Annotated in this window: 25 protein-coding genes and 1 riboswitch; of the genes, 13 read left to right on the top strand and 12 right to left on the bottom strand. The window is 64.6% G+C overall.

The window, feature by feature from the left end; translation table 11 throughout:
- Positions 1 to 2: 2 nt before the first annotated feature.
- The 7 genes from CAF70_RS12110 to CAF70_RS12075 all read right to left on the bottom strand — a co-directional run bounded on the left by CAF70_RS12110 (position 3) and on the right by CAF70_RS12075 (position 8,219).
- On the bottom strand, positions 3 to 1,295 hold the full coding sequence (locus CAF70_RS12110) for an MFS transporter (RefSeq protein ID WP_085624822.1): 1,293 nt from the start codon (positions 1,293 to 1,295) through the stop codon (positions 3 to 5).
- A gap of 57 nt (positions 1,296 to 1,352) precedes the next feature.
- Positions 1,353 to 2,303, bottom strand: coding sequence for a sugar kinase (locus tag CAF70_RS12105; RefSeq protein WP_085624820.1), 951 nt, complete (start codon positions 2,301 to 2,303; stop codon positions 1,353 to 1,355).
- Positions 2,296 to 3,084, bottom strand: coding sequence for a TIM barrel protein (locus CAF70_RS12100; protein WP_085624818.1), 789 nt, complete (start codon positions 3,082 to 3,084; stop codon positions 2,296 to 2,298). Before CAF70_RS12100 ends, CAF70_RS12105 begins: the two co-directional genes overlap by 8 nt.
- A 67-nt stretch (positions 3,085 to 3,151) precedes the next feature.
- A complete protein-coding gene (gene ptxS, locus CAF70_RS12095; RefSeq protein WP_085624816.1) occupies positions 3,152 to 4,171 on the bottom strand; it encodes a transcriptional regulator PtxS in 1,020 nt (339 codons plus the stop codon).
- 262 nt (positions 4,172 to 4,433) lie between these two features.
- On the bottom strand, positions 4,434 to 5,678 hold the full coding sequence (locus tag CAF70_RS12085; protein ID WP_085624814.1) for a cytochrome c: 1,245 nt from the start codon (positions 5,676 to 5,678) through the stop codon (positions 4,434 to 4,436).
- A 12-nt stretch (positions 5,679 to 5,690) separates the two neighbouring features.
- Positions 5,691 to 7,475 (bottom strand): GMC family oxidoreductase, encoded by a 1,785-nt coding sequence (locus tag CAF70_RS12080; RefSeq protein ID WP_085624812.1) that lies wholly within the window; start codon positions 7,473 to 7,475, stop codon positions 5,691 to 5,693.
- A gap of 3 nt (positions 7,476 to 7,478) precedes the next feature.
- Entirely contained in the window at positions 7,479 to 8,219 is a 741-nt protein-coding gene (locus CAF70_RS12075) for a gluconate 2-dehydrogenase subunit 3 family protein (protein WP_085624810.1), read from the bottom strand.
- Between the two features lie 437 nt (positions 8,220 to 8,656).
- Here CAF70_RS12075 and CAF70_RS12070 point away from each other — a divergent pair, with 437 nt between their 5' ends.
- The 7 genes from CAF70_RS12070 to CAF70_RS12040 all read left to right on the top strand — a co-directional run bounded on the left by CAF70_RS12070 (position 8,657) and on the right by CAF70_RS12040 (position 16,246).
- Entirely contained in the window at positions 8,657 to 9,985 is a 1,329-nt protein-coding gene (locus tag CAF70_RS12070) for a hypothetical protein (protein ID WP_085624808.1), read from the top strand.
- A gap of 32 nt (positions 9,986 to 10,017) precedes the next feature.
- Positions 10,018 to 12,255: an Ig-like domain-containing protein gene (locus CAF70_RS12065; RefSeq protein WP_085624806.1), complete on the top strand. Its 2,238-nt coding sequence runs from the start codon at positions 10,018 to 10,020 to the stop codon at positions 12,253 to 12,255.
- 15 nt (positions 12,256 to 12,270) lie between these two features.
- A complete protein-coding gene (locus CAF70_RS12060; protein WP_085624804.1) occupies positions 12,271 to 12,744 on the top strand; it encodes a curlin in 474 nt (157 codons plus the stop codon).
- A 16-nt stretch (positions 12,745 to 12,760) separates the two neighbouring features.
- The gene (locus CAF70_RS12055; RefSeq protein WP_085624802.1) at positions 12,761 to 14,206 is read left to right on the top strand and encodes a curlin; all 1,446 of its coding nucleotides are present in this window, start codon (positions 12,761 to 12,763) and stop codon (positions 14,204 to 14,206) included.
- Between the two features lie 227 nt (positions 14,207 to 14,433).
- On the top strand, positions 14,434 to 15,081 hold the full coding sequence (alkB, locus tag CAF70_RS12050; protein WP_085624800.1) for a DNA oxidative demethylase AlkB: 648 nt from the start codon (positions 14,434 to 14,436) through the stop codon (positions 15,079 to 15,081).
- Between the two features lie 166 nt (positions 15,082 to 15,247).
- On the top strand, positions 15,248 to 15,535 hold the full coding sequence (locus tag CAF70_RS12045) for a hypothetical protein (RefSeq protein ID WP_085624798.1): 288 nt from the start codon (positions 15,248 to 15,250) through the stop codon (positions 15,533 to 15,535).
- A gap of 96 nt (positions 15,536 to 15,631) precedes the next feature.
- Positions 15,632 to 16,246: a Yip1 family protein gene (locus tag CAF70_RS12040; RefSeq protein WP_085624796.1), complete on the top strand. Its 615-nt coding sequence runs from the start codon at positions 15,632 to 15,634 to the stop codon at positions 16,244 to 16,246.
- Between the two features lie 20 nt (positions 16,247 to 16,266).
- Here CAF70_RS12040 and CAF70_RS12035 read toward each other — a convergent pair whose 3' ends face one another.
- The 5 genes from CAF70_RS12035 to CAF70_RS12015 all read right to left on the bottom strand — a co-directional run bounded on the left by CAF70_RS12035 (position 16,267) and on the right by CAF70_RS12015 (position 20,302).
- Positions 16,267 to 16,527 carry a DUF1652 domain-containing protein gene (locus tag CAF70_RS12035; protein WP_085624794.1) on the bottom strand — a complete coding sequence of 87 codons (261 nt, stop codon included), beginning with the start codon at positions 16,525 to 16,527 and terminating at the stop codon, positions 16,267 to 16,269.
- Between the two features lie 184 nt (positions 16,528 to 16,711).
- The gene (locus tag CAF70_RS12030; RefSeq protein ID WP_085624792.1) at positions 16,712 to 17,641 is read right to left on the bottom strand and encodes a DNA-3-methyladenine glycosylase; all 930 of its coding nucleotides are present in this window, start codon (positions 17,639 to 17,641) and stop codon (positions 16,712 to 16,714) included.
- Between the two features lie 154 nt (positions 17,642 to 17,795).
- Positions 17,796 to 18,683 carry a pirin family protein gene (locus CAF70_RS12025; RefSeq protein WP_085624791.1) on the bottom strand — a complete coding sequence of 296 codons (888 nt, stop codon included), beginning with the start codon at positions 18,681 to 18,683 and terminating at the stop codon, positions 17,796 to 17,798.
- A gap of 96 nt (positions 18,684 to 18,779) precedes the next feature.
- The gene (locus tag CAF70_RS12020; RefSeq protein WP_085624789.1) at positions 18,780 to 19,652 is read right to left on the bottom strand and encodes an alpha/beta fold hydrolase; all 873 of its coding nucleotides are present in this window, start codon (positions 19,650 to 19,652) and stop codon (positions 18,780 to 18,782) included.
- Between the two features lie 20 nt (positions 19,653 to 19,672).
- Positions 19,673 to 20,302, bottom strand: a complete 630-nt coding sequence (locus CAF70_RS12015; protein ID WP_178076379.1) for a LysE family translocator — start codon at positions 20,300 to 20,302, stop codon at positions 19,673 to 19,675.
- Positions 20,303 to 20,427: 125 nt separating this feature from the next.
- Here CAF70_RS12015 and CAF70_RS12010 point away from each other — a divergent pair, with 125 nt between their 5' ends.
- The 6 genes from CAF70_RS12010 (at position 20,428) to CAF70_RS11985 (ending at position 23,670) form a co-directional block, all read left to right on the top strand.
- Positions 20,428 to 20,907, top strand: a complete 480-nt coding sequence (locus CAF70_RS12010; protein WP_085625182.1) for a GNAT family N-acetyltransferase — start codon at positions 20,428 to 20,430, stop codon at positions 20,905 to 20,907.
- A gap of 78 nt (positions 20,908 to 20,985) precedes the next feature.
- A riboswitch (cobalamin riboswitch) is annotated at positions 20,986 to 21,210 on the top strand.
- A gap of 92 nt (positions 21,211 to 21,302) precedes the next feature.
- On the top strand, positions 21,303 to 21,491 hold the full coding sequence (locus CAF70_RS12005) for a CbtB domain-containing protein (protein WP_085624787.1): 189 nt from the start codon (positions 21,303 to 21,305) through the stop codon (positions 21,489 to 21,491).
- A 9-nt stretch (positions 21,492 to 21,500) separates the two neighbouring features.
- On the top strand, positions 21,501 to 22,187 hold the full coding sequence (locus CAF70_RS12000) for a CbtA family protein (protein ID WP_085624785.1): 687 nt from the start codon (positions 21,501 to 21,503) through the stop codon (positions 22,185 to 22,187).
- On the top strand, positions 22,187 to 22,573 hold the full coding sequence (locus tag CAF70_RS11995; RefSeq protein ID WP_085624783.1) for a cobalamin biosynthesis protein: 387 nt from the start codon (positions 22,187 to 22,189) through the stop codon (positions 22,571 to 22,573). Before CAF70_RS12000 ends, CAF70_RS11995 begins: the two co-directional genes overlap by 1 nt.
- 35 nt (positions 22,574 to 22,608) lie before the next feature.
- The gene (gene cobM / locus CAF70_RS11990; RefSeq protein ID WP_085624781.1) at positions 22,609 to 23,361 is read left to right on the top strand and encodes a precorrin-4 C(11)-methyltransferase; all 753 of its coding nucleotides are present in this window, start codon (positions 22,609 to 22,611) and stop codon (positions 23,359 to 23,361) included.
- Between the two features lie 66 nt (positions 23,362 to 23,427).
- A complete protein-coding gene (locus CAF70_RS11985) occupies positions 23,428 to 23,670 on the top strand; it encodes a DUF1272 domain-containing protein (protein ID WP_063914194.1) in 243 nt (80 codons plus the stop codon).
- Positions 23,671 to 23,685: the final 15 nt, after the last annotated feature.

The following is a 23,685-nucleotide window of genomic DNA, read 5'->3' as shown; positions in this document are numbered from 1 at the left end:
TCCTAATGGTTCATGGCCAGACGCGAGTTGTTGCGCCTGGCCCGGCCAGATGTCTGGGAAGTATTGAGTGCGGCAGTAAGCGCAACGGCGGCCAGCAGCGCACCGCACATGAACAGGTAGGAGGCACCGGGCCCGCCCGTGACGCCATTGAGGTAGCCCACCAGCCACGAGCCACCGAACGAGCCCAGCGCACCCATGCTGTTGATCAGCGCCATGGCACCACCGGCGACGTTGGCCGGCAGGATTTCGGGCACGATCGCGAAGAACGGGCCATAGGGGGCGTACATGCAGGCGCCGGCGACCACCAGCAACGCGTACGATAGCCAGAAGTGCTCGCTGCCCAGGGCGTAGGAGCCATAGAACGCCACGGCGGCGATCAGCAGTGGCGGCCAGACGAAGCGCTTGCGCTTCTGCAGGCGGTCGGACGCCCACGACACACCGACCATGGCCAGCACCGCCGCCAGGTAAGGTACCGACGACAGCCAGCCGGCCTGCACGATGTCGAGGTTGGCCGCCTGCTTGAGGATCGACGGCAACCACAGCACGAAGCCATACACACCGATGCTCCAGCAGAAGTACTGCAGCGCAAGGATGATCACCTGCGGCGAGCGGAACGCCTCGCGGTAATTCTTCATCGGCTTGATGCCTTGCTGCTCTGCAGCCAGCGCCTGCTCCAGGTCGGCCTTTTCCTGCGCACTCAGCCAGTTCACCTGGGCCGGGCGGTCATCCACCAGGCGCCACCAGAAGAACGCCCAGATCACCGCAGGCAGGCCTTCGATGATGAACATCCAGCGCCAGTCGTAATGCTTGACGAGGTAACCCGACACCACCGACATCCACAGGATGGTCACCGGGTTGCCGAGGATCAGGAAGGTATTGGCGCGCGAACGCTCGGCGCGGGTGAACCAGTGGCACAGATAAACCAGCATGGCCGGCATCACCGCCGCCTCCACCACCCCGAGCAGGAAGCGGATGCCGATCAGCATGTAGACGTTGCTGACCACACCGGTGAGCGTGGCAAGGCCACCCCAGAGAATCAGGCAGACAAAGATCAGCTTCTTCACGCTGCGCTTTTCGGCGTAGATGGCGCCCGGCACCTGGAAGAAGAAGTAACCAAGAAAGAACAGCGCCCCCAGCAGAGAAGACAGTGCTGGGGTGATGTGCAGGTCTTCAGCCATGCCGGAGGCGGCGGCGAACCCGTAGTTGGCGCGGTCCAGGTACGCCAGGCTATAGGTGAAGAACACGATCGGGATGATATACCACCAGCGGCGAGGTGCCAGGCTTTGGCTTTGCATGGTTCGTTTCTCCTGAGCTTGTTGTTTTTGTTGCAACAGGTGTTTCGGGTCAAGTGTTCAGGCGCTTCTGCGCAGGTCGTGGGCTTGCAGCTCTTGGCGCAGCGGCAGCCCTTCCATGTCGCCACGCGACTGCACGGCGCGGCTGCCGCACCAGTTGCCACGCGCCACTGCCTCGGCTACGGGGCGGCCCTCCAGCAGCGCACTGAGCACGCCGACAGCAAAGGCATCGCCGGCACCAACGGTGTCCACCACCTGGCTGACCGGCACTGGCGCAACCTGGCCTTCGCCCTTGGCGCTGCGGAAGTAGGCACCGGCGTCGCCCAGCTTGATCACCACCAGTTCCGCCCCTTGGTCGAGGTAGAACGCGGCGATGTCTGCAGGGGTGTGCTGGCCGCTCAGCAGGCGGCCCTCTTCCAGACCGGGCAGAACCCAGTCGGCCTTTACTGCCAGGGCATTGATTTCTCGCACCATGCTGCTGTGGTCAGGCCACAGCGAGGGGCGCAGGTTGGGGTCGAACGAGATGGTGCGACCGGCGGCACGCATGGCATCCATCAACGCATGGGACAACGCCCGGCAACCGTCCGACAGCGCCGGCGGGATGCCGGTGGCGTGCAAATGGCGGGCCTGCACAAAGCCTGGGCGCAGCAGCGCCGGCGACAGTCGGCTGGCTGCCGAACCACGGCGGAAGTACTCCACCGCCGGGTCGCTGCCGTCATCGCAGCGGGCCTTGAGCTGGAAGCCGGTGGGGTAGCTGGCATCCACCTCGACACCGGAGCAGTCCAGGCCTTCGCGGCGCAGGCTGTCGAGCACGAAACGGCCCAGCGAATCGTCGCCCACCCGGCTCAGCCAGCGGACCTTGAAGCCCAGCCGCGCCAGGCCGATGGCCACGTTGCTGTCGGCGCCGGCGATACGCTTGCCGAACTGACCGACACTGGCCAGGTCACCGGCCTGCTCGGCGACGAACATGGCCATGGTCTCGCCGAAACACAACACGTCATGCTCATGCATGGCTCAGCACCCCACTCGATACGCCCTGCCCCAGCGCCGCCAGATCGCGCACCTGGGCGCGGGTCAGCGCCAGCAGATCGTCGCTCACCAGCGGGTACTCGACAGCGCGTACCACGCCAGGGGTGAACTCGGCCATCAGCTCGGCCCATGCCTGCAGGTCCGAGGCCTCTGGCGGCACGGCAACCAGGCGCCCATCGGCCCGGCGCTGCACAGCCTTGCAATGCACATAGCGCACCCAGTGGCCAAGCTGGCGCGCGGCATGCCGGGCAGGCTCGCCCTGCCACTGCCAGTTACCGATATCGAAGGTCATGCCCACCGTCAGCCCGAGCGCATCGGCGCGCTGGAAAAACTGCTGCAGGGGGGCAATGCGCCCACCTTGCGCGGTCTGGTCGTTCTCAACCAGCAGCAACGGCCCGTGCACCGGCAACAGCGTCGCCAAGGCCGCGACGTCACAGCTCGCCTGGAAGTGGCCCAGGGACACTTTGAGCGCTACCGCGCCAAGGGCGCGGGCGATTTCCAGCTTGTGCACCAATTGCGGGTCCGGCACACCTTGTGCGGTCCACAGTTCGAGGGGCGTGGAATACAGGCACTCCAGGCCCAGTGCGGCAATGGCCGCGGCCAGCGCTGCAGTATCCGGCGCACGGGTGAACAGTTCTTCGCGCAGTTCCACGCGAGTGACGCCGGCGGCAGCCAGCAGGTCAATGAACTGCTCCTGGCCACGTTGCCGGACGAAGTCGGCACCGTAGCTGGAGAGGCTGATGGAAACGGGGTTCGAATGCATTGTTGTTGTCCTTATGAAACCGGTTTCATTTTTTGTCGGCAGCAGGCACGCAGATGCCTGCCTCTGATTACTGTGGCTGGGTTGAACCTCGGATGATCAGCGCGGCCTTGAAGTCGATGCGCCGGGCTGCCCCGCTGTCGCCGCGCAGGCGACCAAGCAGGCTTTCGAATGCGGCCACGCCGATGCGCTCGGTGGGCTGGGCCAGTGCAGTGATGCCATTGCCGACCAAGGGGTACCAGTCGAGGTCGTCGAGGGCGATCAGCCCGACGTCGGCGAACAGATTGTGCCCTGCCTCATGCAGGGCCCGGGTCACGGCCAGGGTGGCGACACCGTTGAAGGTGAAGATGGCCTGCGGGCCATGGCCCCTGCCGGCGAGGAACGAAGCCAGCTGGTCATCCAGGCCGGCGCCGGTTTCCAGCACCTGCTGGCGCATGCCGGGGCGACGGCTGATCGACGTGCCGAACGCCTGCACCCGCTCAAGGCGCGAACTGGTGCCATCAAGGGGCTCGGTTACCGCCAGGATGTCGCGGTAGCCTTGCGCCTGCAGGTGGTCGAGGGCCTGCTCGACCGCGTCGGCATTGTCCAGGCCCACCAGGTCGACATTCAGTTCGGGCAACTGGCGGTCGACCAGCACCATGGGGATGTCGCGCTGCAGGTTGAGCAATTCGCCGGGGTGATGGCCGAGCGTGTTCACGATCAGCCCTTCGACGTTGTACGACTGCAGGGCTACGAGGTGGTGACGCTCCTGCTCGTCGTCGCGGTTGGTGTTGCATACCACCAGGCTGTAGCCGTGCTGGCGGCAGGCAGTTTCCACGCCATGCATCACGGCGACCGAATAGGGGTTGAGGATATCGGCCACCAGCATGCCGATCAGGCGCGTCTGGCCGCGTTTCAGGCCACGGGCCATCTGGTTGGGGCGGTAACCGAGGCGCTCGATGACCTCCTCCAGGCGCTTGGCGGTGGCGTCGGCGAGCAACTGGCGGTCGCCACCGATGTAACGCGAGACGGTGGCCTTGGATACACCAGCGACACGCGCTACTTCGCTGATGGTGACCCGTTCGCGGGCATGGGCAGGCGCGTCGGTCATGGGCTGTCCTTATGATTGTTGTGATAGCGATGAAACCGGTTTCAATACAGCAAAATCGCACCTGTTAGTCAACCTGCCGTTGGTCGGCTCTGCTACAAAAAGGTGTTATACAGGATGAAGAGCACCTGACAACAAATTGATATTAAAGGAAATATAACTGAGGAACTTTGTGGGAGCGGGCACGCCCGCGAACACCGGCGAAGCCGGTGCCATTCACCGCGTCGCCTGCTTCGCGGGCACGCCCGCTCCCACAGGGATTGGGTCAGCGAAGGGCTTTCACATCACCAGCCGTAACGGCGCTGCCCTGGTTACCCCAACTGGTGCGGATGAAGTTCACCACCTCGGCAACCTCCTGGTCACTCAGGCGCCAGCCGAAGGCCGGCATGGTGAAGTTCGACGGCGCCGCGTGCGTCGCCGGCACCGTGCCCCCCGCCAACACCACGTGGATCAGCGATGTGGCGTCCGCCGTCTGCACCACCGGGTTGCCAGCCAGGGCCGGGAACACGCGGGTATAGCCCTGGCCATCGGTACGGTGGCAGGCCGCGCAGTTGTCGATGTACACCGCCGCCCCGGGCTTGCTGTCGTCGCCCTTCCACAGCGCATCCGCAACCTGTTTGTCGTACACGTGCGGGCGGTCGTCAGGGTTACTCGGTGGTAGCGTCTTCAGGTAGCGGGCGATAGCGGTCAGGTCGGCATCGCTCAGGTGTTGCATGCTGTGCTCGACTACGTCGCTCATGCCACCGAACACGGCGCTGCGGTCGCTACGGCCAGTCTTGAGAAACTGCACCAGCTGCTCCTCGCTCCAGCTACCCAGGCCGTCCTTGTGGTCACCACGCAGGTTCTTGGCAATCCAGCCTTCCAGCGGTGCACTGCCGGCCAGGAACTGCTCGCCATCCTGTGGGCTGAGTGCCTTTTCCTGCATGGTCAGCGCCCGGGGCGTATGGCACGCACCACAGTGCCCCAGGCCCTCGACCAGGTAGGCACCACGGTTGACAACCGGGTCGGCCGCCGCCGATGCCTGCCAAGGCTTGGCCTCTGGGGCGAACAACCCGCGCCAGATCGCCAGCGGCCAGCGCATGCTCAGTGGCCAGGGGATGTCGCTGGCCTTGTTCGGTTGCTCGACCGGTTCCACGCCTTTCATGAAGTAGGCATACAGCGCCTGCATATCCTGCTCGCTGACGCGCGCATAGGACGGGTATGGCATGGCGGGATAAAGGGTGCTGCCGTCCTTGCCGATGCCCCTGCGCACCGCCTGGTCGAAGTCTTCGAAGCTGTACTGGCCAATACCACTGGCCGCCGGAGTGATGTTGGTGGAGTACACCGTGCCGATCGGTGTTTCCATCGGCAGCCCGCCGGCGAACGGCTTGCCGCCCTTGGCGGTATGGCAGGCGACACAGTCGCCGGCGCGGGCCAGGTACTCGCCCTGGCGCACCTGCGCATCGTCATTCGATGCAGCCTGGGCAGCCAGGCTGGCACCCAGCAAGGTTGCGATCAACATTGTCTTCATGCGCATCGCTCCTCAAGCCTGAACCAGCGGGCCAGGGTTTTTCAGGTACTGCTCGCGGATGGCGCGGGCCGACCAGTAGGTCAGCGCAGCCACCAGCCCGGTCGGGTTGTAACCCAAGCCTTGCGGAAACGCCGAGGCGCCCGGGACGAACACGTTGTGCACGTCCCAACTTTGCAGGTAGCGGTTCAACGCACTGGTTTTCGGATCGGTGCCCATGATCGCGCCGCCGTTCAGGTGAGTGGTCTGGTAGCTGGCGGTGTTGAAGTGGTCCTTGACCTTCTTGCCCAGCACGGCAATGGTCTTGGGGTTCATCGCCAAGGCGATTTTGCTGAGCTTGTCGACCATGAACTGGTTCATCCTGATGTCGTTTTCCTGCCAGTCGAAGGTCATGCGCAGCAGCGGCTGGCCGTAGGCGTCGCGGTAGGTCGGGTCAAGGTCCAGGTAGTTGCCGCGGTAGGACTGGTGGGCACCATGGGCGTCCATCGACACCTGGTGGGTGTAGTAATCGGCGGTGGCCTTCTTCCAGGCGCTGCCCCAGGCCGGCGTGCCGGGAGGGGTAGCGCCGCCGGCAATCGGCCGTGTGCCGGCCTGGTTCACCCACATGGGCGAGCCACCGACGAAGCCGTGCGGGCCATGGTCGAAGTTGTCGGCGTTGAAATCATCGATGGCAATACCGTTGCCACCGGCGCCGATGAAGTTGTTGGTGTAGGTGTCCTTGTCGAAGAACGCCTTGACCGTACCCATGTTCTGGTAGGCAAAGTTACGCCCCACCACGCCTTCGTTCTTGACGGGGTCGTACGGTTTGCCGATGCCCGACAGCAGCATCAGGCGCACGTTGTTGAACTGGAACGCCGCCAGGATCACCAGGTCCGCCGGCTGCTCCACTTCCCGCCCCTGGGCATCGATGTAGGTCACCCCGGTGGCCTTGCGCTTGCTGTCGTCCAGGTTCACCCGCAGCACATGGGCGTTGGGCCGCAATTCGAAGTTCGGCACCTGGCGCAGCGCCGGCAGGATGTTCACGTTGGGCGAGGCCTTGGAGTACATGTAGCACACGTAGCCGCTGCAGAAACCGCAGAAGTTGCAAGGCCCCATCTGCGCCCCATACGGGTTGGTGTACGCGCCGGAGGTGTTGGCCGAGGGCAGGTTGTAAGGCTTGTAGCCCAGGCTGGCCGCCGCCTTTTCAAACAGCCTGGCCGACACCACGTTTTTCTGCGAAGGCAGCGGGAACGGGCTGGAACGGTCCGGCGCATAGGGGTTGCCGCCCTTCCCTTCGCCAACGACCTGGCCGTTGACAGTCCAGGCCTGGCCAGAAGTACCGAATACCTTTTCGGCAAAGTCGAAGTGCGGTTCCAGTTCTTCGTAGCTGACCCCGAAGTCCTGGATCGTCATGTCTTCAGGGATGAACTTGCGCCCGTAGCGTTCTTCGTAGTGGCTGCGCATGCGCAACTCCATCGGGTCCACCCGGAAGTGCACGCCCGACCAGTGCAGCCCTGCGCCACCTACACCTTTACCCGGCAGGAAGGCACCGAGCTGGCGATTGGGCAGTGCCACGTCGTTCATGCCGTGGCGGATGGTGACGGTTTCCTTCGACACGTCTACGAACAGCTTCTTGCGCACGCTGTAGGTCAGTTCGTCGATCACCTGCGGGTAGCTGCCTTCCGGGTAGGTGTCCTGCATAGGCCCTCGCTCCAGGGCCACCACTTGCAGCCCGGCCTCGGTCAGCTCCTTGGCCATGATCGCGCCGGCCCAGCCGAAGCCCACGATTACCGCGTCCACTTTCTTCATCACGCTCGCCATGCCTCAGGCCCTCTCGCCACGGATCGAAACAGCCGGAAACGGGTAAGGCTCGTTGCGCTCGACCCAATCCATGAAATCGGCGCGGGCGCCGGGGAAACCGATCTGGGTCCAGCCGACCATGCCTTTGTTACCGCCATGGATCGGGTCACAGAAGAATCCTTCACGGGTGTTCTGCACCAGCAAGCTGAAGAACAGCTTGGCCGGCACGGTGTCGAAAACCAGCTCGCCAGCTTCGACCTTGCTGAGAACATGGTCCCGGGTAGCGCTATCTTGCGCAGCAAAAACTTGCCCGGAGTTGGCCTTGCACCAGCCGTCCACGGCGGCGATGCCCAGGCGGTAGATCTGTTGCGGGCTGAGTTGCAGCTGGTAACCCAGTTCGGGCGCGGCGTCGGCCTTGAACGGGCCTTGCATGTACCACTGCGCGCCGGTTGCATAAGGGGTGTTCATCTGCCGGTCGATGAATTCGGCAGCGCCGGCTTCAAGTGCGCCAGGGCCAAGCTCGTCGGCCGGGATAATGCGCGAGACGGCTGCCTGCACAAAGGCCCACTCCTCGGCAGTGAAGAAGGTCGGCTGGTAGTTGCCCGCTGGCGGCGTGGCCGGCACTTTCGGTTCATGTTGCGGGGCCGCAAGCAGCTGACCAGCGCCCACGCCAAGGCCAGTGCTGGCCACGGTTACCACAGGGATCAAGGTCAAGGTCTTGCGCAGAAAATCCCTGCGCGGGTTGTCTGGGGCATGCTCAGGCATTGCGAATCCTCATCGGCTGTATGCGGCCTTGAAAAGCGCCATCTGATTTTCAATATGGGGCAGTGGTCTTGATAGGCCATCAACAAAACAGCCGGATAATCTAGCGCGTTCAGAAATGTTTTGAAACCGGTTTCAGACCTGAACTGGAAGGGCTGCCTGGACGTTGGGCCAGCCTGCGCCCTGGCGGTTACATGGACATCCACGAGCGAGGGCCGCGTTCACGCAAGTGTCATGATTGGGGAGGTACGACCCTGCCCCACTCCCCAACCTTGGGGACACGGCGCCCAACGGCAAACGCCTGCGAGCACCCTTGCAAAAGAATTGGATCCCTTGCCCTGCAAGGGCTACAGCATGTTTTTTTCGGCTTGGCACGCCTATTGCCGATCTCCTGCCAGACGCCCCAAGTCCATGGGCCCGTTTGCAGGAGGAAATGACTCATGCACCGACCGATACCCCACCCGCTGGCAATGGCGATTTTCGCCGGCATGCTCCAGCTCCCGGCGCAGGCTGCCTTGAATGCTGTCGACCCCGGCGCCTATGTCCCCGCCAACGGCAATTTCCCCGCTTGGTACCAGGACAGTCACGGTCGCACTCTCGATTTGTGCCTGACCAAGGCGGTCAGCTCGCGTGTCCCTGGCGCACCCGGAGCACCGTCGTACATGTGCACCCTGCTGCCCACCCCTGGCGTGTTCGACGATACTCAACCCATCACCTTCCCCGGCAACTTCCCCGATGAGGCGTTCTGGTTCACCGCCGACGCCACCATCGTGGATGCGGCGCGCGGTATCGACCTGGGCTATGGCACGGCGATAGAGGCCGCGTTCGGCTCTGGGGACCCTGTCGATGGCGATCAGGTCAGCTTCGCCCGGGTGCGTATCCGGGTCGATGTTCCCACCGCCGGCACCTACGTGATTACCCACCCCTATGGCGTCGAAGTGTTCGACGTACCCGCCGGGGGGCGCCGGGCGATCAACATGACCCGTGATATCGGTATTGGCGGTGCAGGCGACTTTACCGGCGCGCTCAAAGGCGACGTTGGGCCGTTCCTGCGCAGCGTCAACGGGCCCTACACCGAAGGCAGCGAGCGATTCATCGGCGACCCGAACCTGGAAGAACGGGTGACCGGCAGCCCGTTCAACACCAACTATGTACGCATCGAAGGCCCCGGCGGCATCGACCTGCGCACCGAGCTGTTCGCGATCTCCGGCAAGCTTTCTACGGTGGCCTTGCCAACCCCGTTGATGCCGCAACGCAGTACCTACTCGCGGCATACCGAAAACGGCGACCTGCGCGCCCAGCAGGACATCTTCGTCATGGCCCCACCACCACCGGCCAGCGTCGCCCTGACCAGCCAGACCCCCAACCTGAACCTCACCGAGGCCAACGGCACGGGTGCCTGGTATGCCCAGTCGGTGCTCGACCCGGCTGCCGGAACGATCCTGACGCTCACCGCCGACAACAGTGTGGCGATTCCCACCAGCAGCCTGACCAGCGCCAACGTGCCACTGACCGACCTGGTCACCATCACCCAGGCCCGGTACCGCCTGTCTACCGGCGAGCTGACCCTGGTGGCCAGCACCAGCGACGAAACCACGCCGCCGGTACTTACCGCGCACACCGGCAACGGCACGTTGATCGGCAACCTGAGCGGCAACGGCGCGGTGAAGACGCTGAACACCACTCTCTCGCCCATCCCGCCGGCCAAGGTGCAGGTCACCAGTGCCAATGGCGGTAGCGACACCGAAGACGTGGTGCTGGTGCCATGAACAGACAAAGGCTCAGCCTTCAAGGAGGCAGCATGAATACTTGGTCGCGCCGTGCGCTGTTGGCCGCCGGATTCTCCCTTACCGTAACCAGCGCAGCCTTTGCCGCGCTCTCTGATGTCGACCCGGGGCCCTACACCTTCGCCACCGGTGGCTACCCGATGTGGTACAAGGACAGCCTCGACCAGTCCCTGGAGCTGTGCCAGTCACGTGCCGTCAGTTCGCGGGCCGCAGGCGCCCCCGGCACACCAGCCTACATGTGCACCCTGCTACCCGAACCGGGTATCTACGACGACACCCTGCCGCTGGTATTTCCCGACAACTGGCCACCGGAAATGTTCTGGTTCCTGGCCGAAACCTCCATCCCGGCCGTGGGTAACAGTGGCTACGAACTGGAAGTCTACGTCGCTGGCGTGGAAGCAGCCTTTGCTGCCGAAAACCCGGTGGATGGGGACCAACAGAGCTTCGCCCGCATCCGTATCCGCGTGTCGGTGCCCACTGCCGGCACCTACACCATCACCCACCCCTATGGTGTAGAGACGGTCAACGTCACTACGCCAGGCCGACGGGCAATCAACATTACCCGCGACATCGGCATCGGCGCGCCAGGCAACTTCCGCGGAGCGCTGGCGGGGGCAATCGGCCCTTGGCTGAAAGGGGTTGGCGGGCCCTATACCGAGGTCAACCCCGATACGGGTGCCGCCGAAACCTACATCGGCGACCCCAATATCACCGAAGCGGTGACCGGAAGCCCCTTCAGTACCAACTTCGTGCGCATCGAAGGCCCCGCTGGCACCATCCAGACCAACGCCTTCACTGTCTCGGGCAAGGTGCTGGATCCACGCGCACAAACACCGGTCACCCTGGAACGCGCCACCTACTCGCGCAACGCCAGCGGCACCCGCACGGAAGTGTTCGCCAAGGCGCCCAGCGCAGCCAGCCTGTGCATGCGCAATGGCATTGCCCTGGTCGGCACCCCGCCTTCGCCGTGCCAGTTCACCCTCACCGCCGACAACAACGGGCTGTTCTTCCACCAGCAGTTCGGCCAGGACGCACCGCCCGCAGTGGTGGTGGTCACCGCCAGCAACAGTGCCGGCGGTACCCAGCCGACCGCGCTGTCGAGCAAGCTCACCGACGTAGTCAAGGTCAGCACGGCACGTTACGACTGGGCCAACAAGCGCCTGCTGATCGAGGCCAGTTCCAGTGATGAAGTGGCGATCCCCGATTTGCTCGCCCAGGGCTACGGTCGCCTGTCCAAGGCAGGCACGCTGCAGAGCCTGACCGTCAACGACGTGCCGCAGCCACCGGCCACCATCACGGTCAAGTCGGCACGTGGCGGCAGCGATGTCGAACCGGTGGTGGTGGTAGGCAACGCGCCGGTCGAGGCAGCCAACCAGCCACCACTGGCCCAGGCCGATATCGGCAGCACCAGCGTCGGCATCCCGATCACCCTCAACCTCCTGCAGAACGACAGCGACCCGGACGGCAACGTGCCGCTGACCATCAGCGACCTGACCCAGCCCGGTACCGGCCTTGGCGGCGTGGTGATGAACGGCACCACCTCGGTCACCTACACCCCGCCAGCCGGGGCCACGCAACCCGTGGTGGCCACCTTCAGCTACCGGGCGGTGGACGCCAAGGGCCTGAAGTCGGAACCGGCTACTGTCACCATCAACGTAGCGCCCAACCGGGCACCAACCGCCAATCCGGAAACCGTCGCCACCCTGGGCGTGCCATTGACCATCAACGTGCTGGCCAACGACACCGATCCGGAAGGCAACGTGCCGCTGACTGTTCCCGCTACTTCCCTCACCCAGCCGGCTACCGGTCGGGGCACAGTCAGCACCGACGGCACCACGGTGACCTACACCCCTCCGGCCACGGTGACCACCGCCTTCACCACCACCTTCACCTACCAGGCCCGTGACTCGCTGGGGGCGCTGTCCAACCCCGGCACCGTCACCGTCAACGTGTCGCCACGGCCCGCCGCCGAAACCTTCGCGGTCACGGCGGCCACGGTCACGGCACGCTCCAACAACCGTTACAACTGGGACCTCAGCGGTACCTCGTCGGTCACCACCGGCAACACCGTCACCGTGCGGGTTACCACCACTACCGGCGTGCAGACCCTTGGCACCGCCACGGTAGCGCTGACCGGCCGCTGGCGCCTGGCGGTGAGCAATAGCACCACGATCGTCCCGACTGCGGCACCGACGGCGACGATCACCACCAGCCAGGGCACCACACGCACCGTCAACGTAACCGTGCAGTAAAGGCCGGAGGGTGCAATGAAACGCCTGTACCCCCTGCTGCTCGGCCTGGCCCTGGCGGGCCAGGCCTGCTGGGCCGAGGACCTGCTGGACAATGCCGACCTCGCGCCCGGCAACGACCTCGGCGACCCGGTGATCATTCGCCTGCTGCCGGCCGGCGCCGGCCAGGCTGCGGTGATCGGGCAGCAAGGCACGGGCAACCGCGCAGTCCTCGACCAGAACGGCCAGGCCCTGCTGGGCCGCATCGTCCAGGCCGGTGGCGCGCAGGAAGCGTACATCTTGCAGGAAGGCAGTGACCTGATGGCCATCATCAGCCAACAGGGAAATGGCAACAGCGCGTCGATCCGCCAAAGCGGCAGCAGCAATAGCGCGGCCATCGAGCAGATCGGCAACGACAACAGCGCCAGCATCGTGCAGTCCGGCACGGGCCTCAACAGCTCCGTGACTCAGGCCGGCAACGGTCAGCACGTTCAGATCACCCAATACCGATAGACCTGGAGGCACCCCCATGTACAAGCTCGCTCCGTTAAGTGCCGCTATCGTCCTGGCCCTTGCAGGTCAGGCCATGGCTGCTGACAGCACCTCGTCCCAGACCCAGGACGGCAAGGAAAACATCGCCGAAGTCAGCCAGACCCTGGCGCCATACGCCTCGGCCACCCAGGCCCAGACCGGCAAGGGCCACAACCACATGGCGATGCAGGCCGAGAGCACCAGCGATATCCGGCAGAGCGCCACCGGCCAGTACAACGCCGGCTACGCCGAGCAACTGTTCGAGAACGGCAGCCAGATCACCCAACACGCCGGCGGCAGCTACAACGATGCCTTTGCCAGCCAGTCGCTGGGCCTGGGCAATCAATCGCTGCAAACCCAGCAAGGCGCCGAGAACACCTCGACCGTGTGGCAGGACAGCCAGGAGGGCAGCAAGGCCACCACCTGGCAATCCGGCCAGCGCAACGAAGCCTTCATCGAGCAGACCTTCGGCGGCAGCAACAACCGCAGCAACATCAACCAGACCGGCCAGGACAATTATGCCGCCGCCGAGCACCTGAACCATATTGATGGCGATATCCAGGTCTACCAGGATGGCCAGGGCAACTGGGCGTATGGTGACCAGCGTGACGGTAACGGCGGCACCATCGGCATTGGCCAGTACGGTGGCGGCAACTCGGTGGAAGTGTGGCAGGACACCCAGACCGGCAGCCAGGCAGCCGTGACCCAGTCCGGGCAGATGAACGAAGGCTATATCGACCAGAGTTTCGGCATGAACAACAAGGTCAGCCTGTCGCAACAGGGCACGGCCAACGCCAGCTGGTCGGACCAGTTCGAGACCAACCACTCGACCACCACCATCACCCAGACCGGTAGCAACAACCTGCATTTCACCTACCAGAACGGTGAAAACCTCAACCTGACCATCAACACCAAGGGCAATGGCAACAATATCACCGCCAGCAACTGGAAAGGCGCCAAGATGGGCGGCCAGTTCGGCACCAACCAGAACGCCACCATCAACCAGAACGGCAATGGCAACGGCGTCAACCTGACCCAGAACGGTGACAACCAGTTGGCCACGCTGACCCAGAAAGGCACCGGCAACCAGATGCAGACAAAACAGGCCGACATGAACAACGAGCTGTACTTCGAGCAGAACGGTACCGACAACATTCTGGTCGCCGACCAGCGTGGTACCGACAACTATGCCTACGGCAACAGCCAGGGCAACGGCAACGCCATCACCCTGGACCAATCCGGCTACAGCAACCAGAGCTACACCAACCAGCTGTACGGTGGCGGCAACGAAGCCACCATCAAGCAGGCTGACAGCATGAACATCGCCTACGTGACCCAGGGCGGCCAGGGCAACCAGGCGTACGTCGACCAAAGTGGTACCAACCAAACCGCCACCATCAGCCAGCTCGGCAGCGCGAACCTGGCCACGGTGACTCAGCAGTAGATCGCTCCCCCCTTGAACCGCGGTGCTCCTCTCCCTGGTGCCGCGGTTCCTTTTTATTCCCGTCACAACTCCTTTTTCTTGCCGACCGGTTCGCGGGCACGCCCGCTCCCACAGGTACTACACAGGCCTGAAGGCAGCGCGGTCGAGGTGGGAGCGGGCATGCCCGCGAATAGGCCTGGCCTGCCAAGCGCATTACAATGGTCTACACCCCAACCGATGCCTGACCCATGATCCAGTCCGACCTTGACCTGTTCGGCGCCCAGCCGCAACGCCTGGCCAGCCACACCGTGCTGCTGCCAGGCTTTGCCCTGGTCGAAATCGAGGCATTGCTCGACGCCCTGCGCCCGGTACTACGCGCCGCGCCGTTCCGGCACATGCACACGCCGGGTGGCCTGCGCATGGCAGTCGGCCTGACCAACTGTGGCACGCTGGGCTGGGTCAGTGATGAACACGGCTACCGCTACAGCCCCTGCGACCCACTCAGCGGCAAACCCTGGCCCGCCCTGCCACCGGTGTTGCTTGACCTGGCAGCCCGCGCTGCGGCCATGGCCGGGTTCGACGGTTTTGTGCCGGATGCCTGCCTGGTGAACCACTACCTCCCGGGCACCCGCCTGAGCCTGCACCAGGACCGCGACGAGCAGGACTTCGGCCAGCCCATCGTGTCGGTGTCGCTGGGCCTGCCGGCGGTGTTCCTGTTCGGTGGCCTGCAGCGCGCCGACAAGACCCGGCGCATCCCGCTGAGCCATGGCGATGTGCTGGTCTGGGGCGGCGAAGACCGCTTGCGCTTTCACGGCGTGTTGCCGATCAAGCCCGGCGTGCATCCGCGCCTGGGTGAACGGCGGATCAACCTGACCTTGCGCAGGGCTGGTGGCTGAATGGCCTGAGGCCGGTCCCCTGCGCAAACAGGATGAACGCACATGAAACACGTTGAACATCTTGGCCGGGCAAGCTTCAAACGATAACCCACGCCCTCTTCAGCCTGGAGCCCGCCATGCCCTGCCAGCCCTGTTCCCCGCCCCCTCACAGCGGAGGCGTGCACCCATGAAAATGCCCTGCCGCGCACCCAATGCCTCCGTACAGCTCGATTACGTACGCGATACCCTGTTCGGCCCGGTGGCTCAAAGCGTGGAGTGCCAATGCCAGCTCGCCGCACTCAACCTGCAAGGCCGCCCGGGCCTGCGCCTGCACATCTGCCCGCCGCTGCCCGACAAGGTCGACCGGGCTCACAGCGTGGCTTTCGTCTGGGACGGGCGCAGCTACCACGGCGTGGTCCGCGACCAAGGCAAGTGCGGTGATGGCGGCCTGAACCTGTTGCTGGAACTGCTGTAACACGATCAACGGCGATCAACCCGACTGAACCCACCTGGCGCAGCACGTCTCCATAGCAAAAGGGCCCACGCCCTCCGGAGAACGCGGAGAACGTCAATGAACAGTCCGTTGCTCAAACTCTTCACCCACCCCGCCGACGCCTGGCTGGAAATCCGCCGAGCCGAGGAAGACCACCCGCAGCAATATCTGCCGCGCTTGCTGGCCTTGGCACTGATCCCCGCCATGTGCCTGTTCGTCGGCACCACCACCTTCGGCTGGAGCCTGGCGGCCGAAGAACGGGTACGCCTGAGTATGGGCAGCGCTGCGCAGCTGGCAGGCTTGCTCTACGTCACCACGGTGGCCGGGGTAATGCTGATGGGCACGATGATCCGCTGGATGTCGCGCGGTTTCGATGCGCAGCCCAGCCTCAACCAGTGCATCGGCTTTGCCGCCTACTGCGCCACGCCATGGTTCTTCGCCGGGGTGGCCGGCCTGCTGCCGGTCCGCTGGCTGGCACTGGCGGCACTGCTGGCAGCCTCGGCGTATGCCAGCGTGTTGCTATATGGCGGGTTGCAGACTTTCCTGCGGCTGAAGAAGGAGCAGGCCATGCTGTTCGCGACCTGTGTGTGGGGGGTGGGGTTACTGCTGCTGGTGACCATCCTGGTGGCGATGATCCTGTTCTGGTTCAACGGCCTGATGCCGGAATATGTGCGCCCGGCCAACCTCGGCTGACCGGGGCGCAGCGGGCGCGCTCAGGCAATCGCCTTGAGTGGCGCCGGGTGGCTGGTACGCAGCGCGTGCAGCTGCCCCACCAGGTTGACCAGGTCGCGGCAACTGTTGAGGCTTTGCAGCGGGACCCCGCTCAGGGTCACGCCCTCATCGAGACTCTGGCCCTGCCCCAGGCGGATGGTCAGGTTGGCGCCGTCCGGGCAGCTGACTTCACAACGGTCGGGCAGGCAGGCCTGCTCGATCATCTGCCGCATTTCTAGCATCGAAACTCCTATCAACGACATGGTACGACCCTCTCTGTGCGATGGCCTGTTGTGTGAGTACGCCTTTGTCAGGCGGGGTGCCAATTGATATTGCGCATGCCGCGGCAGGCGTTCATACGCCGGGGCAATTATCGGGCAGGGAATCCTCTAGCACCTTAGTGGAAGATTGCTTGCCCGGGTGCAGGGTTCGAACGCAATGGCAGTTTTAACGACGAGTGGTCCCGGCAGGCCCCAGCGATGCCCACAGGTGCTGGGCCGCATAGGCCCGCCAGGGTCGCCAGGCCAAGGCGCGTTGCGCCAGTTGGGCGCCATCGCCTTCGAGCAGACGCAATGCCTTGACCAGCGCCACATCGCCCAGCGGCAAGGCATCGGCCGCACCGGCCTGGCGCAGCGCCAGGTACTGCGCGCTCCAAGGGCCGATCCCCTTGAGTTGGCACAGGTTGCGCTGCAGTTCCTCCAGCATCTGCCCGCTGCGTAGCAGCCCGGGCTCGGCCAGCAGTGCGCTGGCCAGCCTGCCCAGGGTGGCTGCGCGCGCCTGCGGCATGCCCAGGCCATCGAACTGCGCAGCCGCCAGTACCGGCAGAGCCGGAAACACATGGCTCAGGCCGGGTACGGGCCAGCGCAAGGCCACGCCGTGGCGTTGCACCAGGCGGCCGGTCAGGGTCATGGCCCCGGCCACACTGACCTGCTGACCCAGCACAGTGCGCACGGCCTGCTCGCACGGGTCCCAGCCTTGTGGCACGCGCAGGCCTGGGCGCTCCTGCAGCAGGCGAGCCATCAGCGGGTCGCGGGACAGATCGGCAGTGATGCGCGCGGGGTCGGCATCAAGGTCGAAGACCCGCCTCAGCCTGGCTGTCAGGCCGGGTAGCGCGTGAGCCGGGACGCCTTCAAGGCAGACCCGCAGGTACTGGCTGCGCGAAGGGGTAGCGTGCAAGACGGCATGGCGGCCGGCAGTCACCAGGGTACGGCGGTAGGTGCCGTCGAGGCAGGTCTCGATACCGGGGATGCAACGGGCAGCGAGGAAGGCCAGGGTCGAGGGCCAATGGTAAGGGGCACGGTAACGCAGCCACAGGATGTGGCGCCCGGGGGTGGGCAATGATCGGCGCACGGCGTGCATGGGGGTGAGCTTGGGCATGGGTGCATCATGCCAGCAAATGTAATGCCTGTACCGGCCCTATCGCCGGCAAGCCAGCTCCCACCTCGACCGCATTGATCCCAAGCCATGTGCAATACCTGTGGGAGCTGGCTTGCCGGCGATAGGGCCGGACAAGCCATTCAATCAATCAGGATCAATGCGCAGCGCCGTCCCGTGCATCGTGCATCTGCCCGAACCGCCCGGCATGGAAGTCGTCGAACGACTCGGCAATTTCTGCCTGGCTGTTCATCACGAACGGGCCATAACCCACTATCGGCTCGTCGATCGGTTCGCCGCTGAGCAACAGCAGGCTGGCACCTTCCAGCGCTTCGACAGCAACATCCACGCCGCCCCGGTCAAGCAGCACCAGGCTGGATGGGCCGGCTTCGCGCTCGCCGTTGATTCGCACATTGCCACGCAACACCACAAGCGCCGCATTGCGCCCGGCGGCCACCGGCAGTTGCAAGGCTGCACCGGCATTCAGGCGCAGATCCCAGACATCCATGGCGGTAAAGGTCCGTGCCGGGCCAGCGTGGCCACGATAGTCACCGGCAATCACCCGCAGGCTACCGCCCTCACGGTCCAACGCCACCACCGGGATCTCCTCGGCCAGCAGCGTCTGGTAGCCAGCCGCGGCGCGCTTGTCCCGCGCCGGCAGGTTGACCCACAGCTGTACCATCTCCAGCGTACCGCCAGTGCGGGCGAAGCCTGGGGAATGAAACTCTTCATGGATGATGCCATTGGCGGCTGTCATCCATTGCACGTCACCGGGGCCGATCAAGCCACCCGCGCCAGTGGAGTCCCGGTGCTCCAGCTCGCCCTGGTAAACGATGGTCACGGTTTCGAAGCCGCGGTGCGGGTGCTGGCCAACCCCACGCCGCGCGCTGGTTGGTGTGAAGTCATAAGGACCGGCATAGTCCAACAGCAGGAACGGGCTGATCTTGCTGGCCAGGTTGTCGTAGGTGAACAGGCTGCGCACCGGGAAACCATCACCTACCCAGTGGGCGTGAGGGCTGCGATGAATACCCAGAATCGTTTTCATGAGAAGGCTCCTCTCTTGGTTGGGATAACCTTATCAATGATGCCAATCACGCGGTAGCTGGCTGGTTTGGCATTCATCGTCCCATCAATGGAACAATTATCTCAACAAGAAACCAAGCACCCACTCCGCAGCCATGGCCGGGTCTTCCTGCATGAAGCAGTGCCCTCCGGGGACCTGCTGCGCGGTCACGTCAGGGTTGAGCGCCGCCAGGCGGTTCACCGAATGGGGCACGAAGGGATAGGTATGTTCGCCATACAGCACCCGTGTAGGCGTGCGGATCGCCGTCAGGCTCGCCCACATGCGCTTGGGGAACGAACTGAAGATTTCCACTTCACGGCTTGGTCGGCACTTGAGCACCACCGCTTCGCCACAGTCACCGATAGCGTGCTCGATGTAGGCGTGCAGCGCCGCATCGGTCCACCCCTTGAAGATCCCCCGCCCCTGCAGCGAAGCCAGGGCCGCCTCACGGTCAGGCCAGTGGCTGCGACGGCTGGCGGCCTTGCGCGCCAACGCATGGCGCCGATGCAAGCCGACCAGCGCTGCAACCCCCATCACTCCCAGCATGCGTCGGCTGAACAGTACCGGGTCAAGCAGCACGGCACGCGTGAACAGTTGCGGTTCACTAGCCAGGATCAGGCCGGTCAGTACGCCACCGAAGCTGTGCCCCACGGCAAAGCGCGGCACGTCGCCATACTCGCCTCGCCCGGCTGCGAAAGCGTCCACTGCCAGCGCAGCGGTGCGGTTCCAGCCACGAAACACCCCGCCGTGGTCACTGTCACCATGCCCCTGGACATCGCTGAGCCACAGGTCGAAGTGCTCGCCCAGGCGCATCAGCAACGGCTGGTAGGCCAGGCAGCAGAAGCCGTTGCCGTGCAGAAAGTGCAGCAGCGGCTTGCCACTGGCCGGGGTTCGCCAGCCACGCAGCGTGAAGCCTTCGGCGCATTCGTGAGACCAGGGGATCAACTGCATCGGCTACTGTACTCGCGAGGTCAGGAAAACGCCGATTCTACAAATAGCAGCGGGTACAGTGAAATCACCAGCAGCAAGGCCATCAGGACATTGAACAGCATCAGCCAGCGCGGATTCTGCAACAGGTTGCGCAGGGCGCTGCCAAACATTACCCAAACCCCCACGCTGGGCAGGTTGACCAAGGCGAACAAGGCGGCAATGACAATCACGTTGGTCACATAGCCTTGCGCCGGTGTGTAGGTGGTTATCGCCCCTACCGCCATCACCCAAGCCTTCGGGTTGACCCACTGGAATGCCGCCGCCCCCCAGAAGCCCAGCGGTTTGCGGGCCCTGGACGAGGCTGTGCCGACCGGCCCGGAGGTGGCGATCTTCCAGGCCAGGTACAGCAGGTAGATGGCGCCGGTGTAGCGCAGTACCGTATACAGCGCTGGCCAGGCCTTGAACACCTCGCCCAGGCCCAGGCCTACGGCCAGCACCATCACCATGAAACCGACGCTGATACCCATGGCATGGGGGATCGAGCGACGCACACCGAAGTTCACCCCCGAGGCCAGCAGCATGGTGTTGTTGGGGCCAGGTGTGATGGAAGATACGAAGGCAAACAGCACGAAGGCGGTCAGCAGGTCGGCAGAGGCAAGCATGGCAGGCATTCCACTTTCTTGACAGGTCCTGTCACACTAACGGAGTCGCCCTCCTGTGCGACCGGTACAGTTCCACTATATTGCATAGATACACATTGCTGTACCGCTACAACCCGACCAAGGAAGCCGTCACCATGAGCCTCACCATTCGCCCTGCCGTACGCGCCGATGCCGAGCAGATCCTGGCCTTCATCACCGAGCTGGCAGAGTACGAACGTGCCCGCCACGAGGTGATAGCGAGCGTTGCCGATATCGAGCACAGCCTGTTCGGCGAGGGCAGCACCGTGCACAGCCTGATTTGCGAGCGCGATGGCCGGGCAATCGGTTTTGCCGTGTATTTCTATAGCTACTCGACCTGGCTAGGCCGCAACGGTATCTACCTGGAAGACCTGTACATCACCCCTGAGCAACGCGGCGACGGCGCCGGGCGACAGTTGCTGCAACACATTGCCCGCGAGGCGGTGGCAAACAAATGCGGGCGCCTGGAATGGAGTGTGCTGGACTGGAACGAGCCGGCGATTGGCTTCTATGAGAAGTTGGGCGCCGAAGCGCAGGATGAGTGGGTGCGCTACCGGCTGGATGGGGACAAGCTGGCGGCGTTTGCTCGCGGGTGAGTGGGTGGATGCTCCCGGCACTGCAAAGCCAAAGCCCTACCATCACGGCAATTGACGCCAAGCCCGCCCCCATGCTCTCCTTATGCCTCGCGTTCAGGTGCCCCCGATGGGGGTGAAACGGGAAACCGGTGCGTTGCAGGCCCTCCAGCAGGGCCGGACAAGGCCGGTGCTGCCCCCGCAACGGTAAGCGAGCGAAGCGTCTGTACCACTGTGCCCGGTCATCGGGCATGGGAAGGTGACGCCTTCCAGGAGCCTGGCTCCTCCTCGCAAGCCCGGAGACCGGCCTGTCGTTCATGAACACCCCGCGGTGGGCGGGCGCTGTTGCATTCCCCTGAGCCGCCACGCTCGGGGCTGCCGCGCTTGCCCATTGCCCACAAAAAGCAGAGGAACGCGTCATGCCCGTCACCAGTGCCAAGCAACACAGCCTTACTACCCCCACCACCCTCAGCCAGCGTGTCGTCATCGCCGTCGGCGCCAGCCTGCTGGGCCTGTGCCTGGTGTACTTCGCTGGTTTCTCGCACATCGAGGCCGTGCACAACGCCGCCCACGACACCCGCCACAGCGCCGCCTTCCCCTGCCACTGAGTACGCCCGATGATCACACGCATTGCCCGTACCGCGGGCTTCAGTGGGCTGCTGGCGGCCTTGCTGCTGACCCTGCTGCAAAGCTTCTGGGTCACCCCGCTGATTCTCGAGGCTGAAACCTACGAGTCCGCGGCCCCCTCCGCCCAGCACGAACATGCTGTCGCAGTGGCCGGCCATGAACACAGCGCCGAAGCCTGGTCACCGGAAGACGGCTGGCAACGGGTACTGTCCACCACCGGCGGCAACCTGGTGGTGGCGGTCGGCTTCGCCCTGATCCTCACCGCCCTCTACAACCTGCGCGAACCAAAGCGTGCCGGCACGGGTGCACTGTGGGGCCTGGCGGGTTTCGCCGTGTTCTGCCTGGCCCCGACCCTGGGCCTGCCGCCTGAACTGCCAGGTACTGCAGCCGCCGACCTGGGACAACGCCAGGCCTGGTGGATCGGCACCGCCAGTGCCACTGCGCTGGGCCTGGCGCTGCTGGTGTTCGCTCGCCACGGGTTGCTGAAGGCACTGGGCGCCGTACTGCTGGTCATGCCCCATGTGATCGGTGCACCGCAACCCGAGGTGCACGAGAGCCTGGCCCCCGCAGCACTGGAAGCCCAGTTCAAAGTCGCCTCCTGGCTGACCAACGCCGCCTTCTGGCTGGCCCTGGGCCTGCTCAGCGCCTGGCTGTTCCGACGCTCCAGCCAGGCCTGATGCCAGCCTTCTACGCCGGTTTCGGCTGCCGTCAGGGTTGCCCGGTGGATACGCTGGAAACCTTGCTACGCCAGGCCCTGGACGATCAGGGCCTGGCGTTGGCCGACCTCAACGGTATCGCCAGCATCAGCCTGAAGGCCGACGAACCCGGTTTGCAGCAGCTGGCCAAGCGCCTCGACGTGCCCTTGGTGTTGTACGATTGCGCGCAGTTGCAACCCTACGCACACCAACTCAGCCACTGTTCCGCCACAGCCTATGCCCACAGCGGCTGCTGGGGCGTGGCCGAGAGTGCGGCACTGGCACTCGCCAGCCAGCGGTTGGGCACGGCCAGGTTGCTGCTGACGCGCCAGGTACTGGGCCCGGCTACCCTCGCCCTGGCCCGTTGAACGTTTCACCCTCCTCTTTCCTGCAAGGACATTCCATGACGGTCTACTTCATCGGTGCCGGCCCCGGCGACCCGGAACTGATCACGGTCAAGGGCCAACGGCTGATTCGCCAGTGCCCGGTGATCATCTATGCCGGTTCGCTGGTGCCGGCCGCCGTGCTCGAGGGCCATCAGGCCGAGACCGTGATCAACAGTGCCGAACTGCACCTGGAACAGATCATTGCCGCCATGCGCAGCGCGCATGAGCGAGGCCAGGATGTGGCGCGGGTACACAGTGGCGACCCCAGCCTGTACGGCGCCATCGGTGAGCAGATCCGTCACCTGCAGGCGCTGGGCATCGCTTACCAGATCATCCCCGGGGTCACTGCCACGGCGGCCAGCGCCGCCCTGCTCGGCTGCGAACTGACCCTGCCGCAGGTCGCGCAGACCGTCATCCTCACCCGCTATGGCGACAGTTCGCCAATGCCGCCCGGCGAACAACTGGGCGACCTGGCGCGCCACGGCAGCACCCTGGCGATTCACCTGGGGGTCAAGCACCTGTCGCGTATCGTCGATGAACTGTTGCCACACTACGGCGCACACTGCCCGGTGGCGGTGGTGCATCGCGCCACCTGGCCGGATCAGGACTGGGTGCGCGGCACCCTCGGCGATATCGTCGAGCGCGTCACGGCCAAGGACTTCCGGCGCACCGCGCTGATCCTCGTGGGCCATGTACTGGGCGACACATCGTTTGCCGAATCGGCCTTGTACCGCGCAGGGCACGCCCACCTGTATCGCCCTGGCGACTGAGCATTGCCAGGTTCGCCGCGGGCGTAGCAGACTCCAGGTTCCCACCTGCAAACAGGAGTCATGCCCATGCTGGACCTACGCCCCAACTGCGAGTGCTGCGATACCGACCTGCCGGGTGACAGCCCCGACGCGCTGATCTGCTCCTTCGAATGCACCTTCTGCCGTACCTGCGCCGAAACCCGTTTCCAGGGCCGCTGCCCGAACTGCACCGGCCAGTTGGTAGCACGCCCGACACGGGTCGGCCGGGCACTGGCCAACAACCCCGCCTCGACCCAGCGCGTGACCAAATCTCACTCTGCCTGCGCTTGAGCGACCTCAAAAAAG

It is taken from the genome of Pseudomonas sp. B19(2017) (assembly GCF_002113165.1).
Lineage (GTDB): Bacteria > Pseudomonadota > Gammaproteobacteria > Pseudomonadales > Pseudomonadaceae > Aquipseudomonas.
The sequence above is the reverse complement of the archived record's forward strand: the minus strand, read 5'-3'. Positions and strand labels throughout refer to the sequence as shown.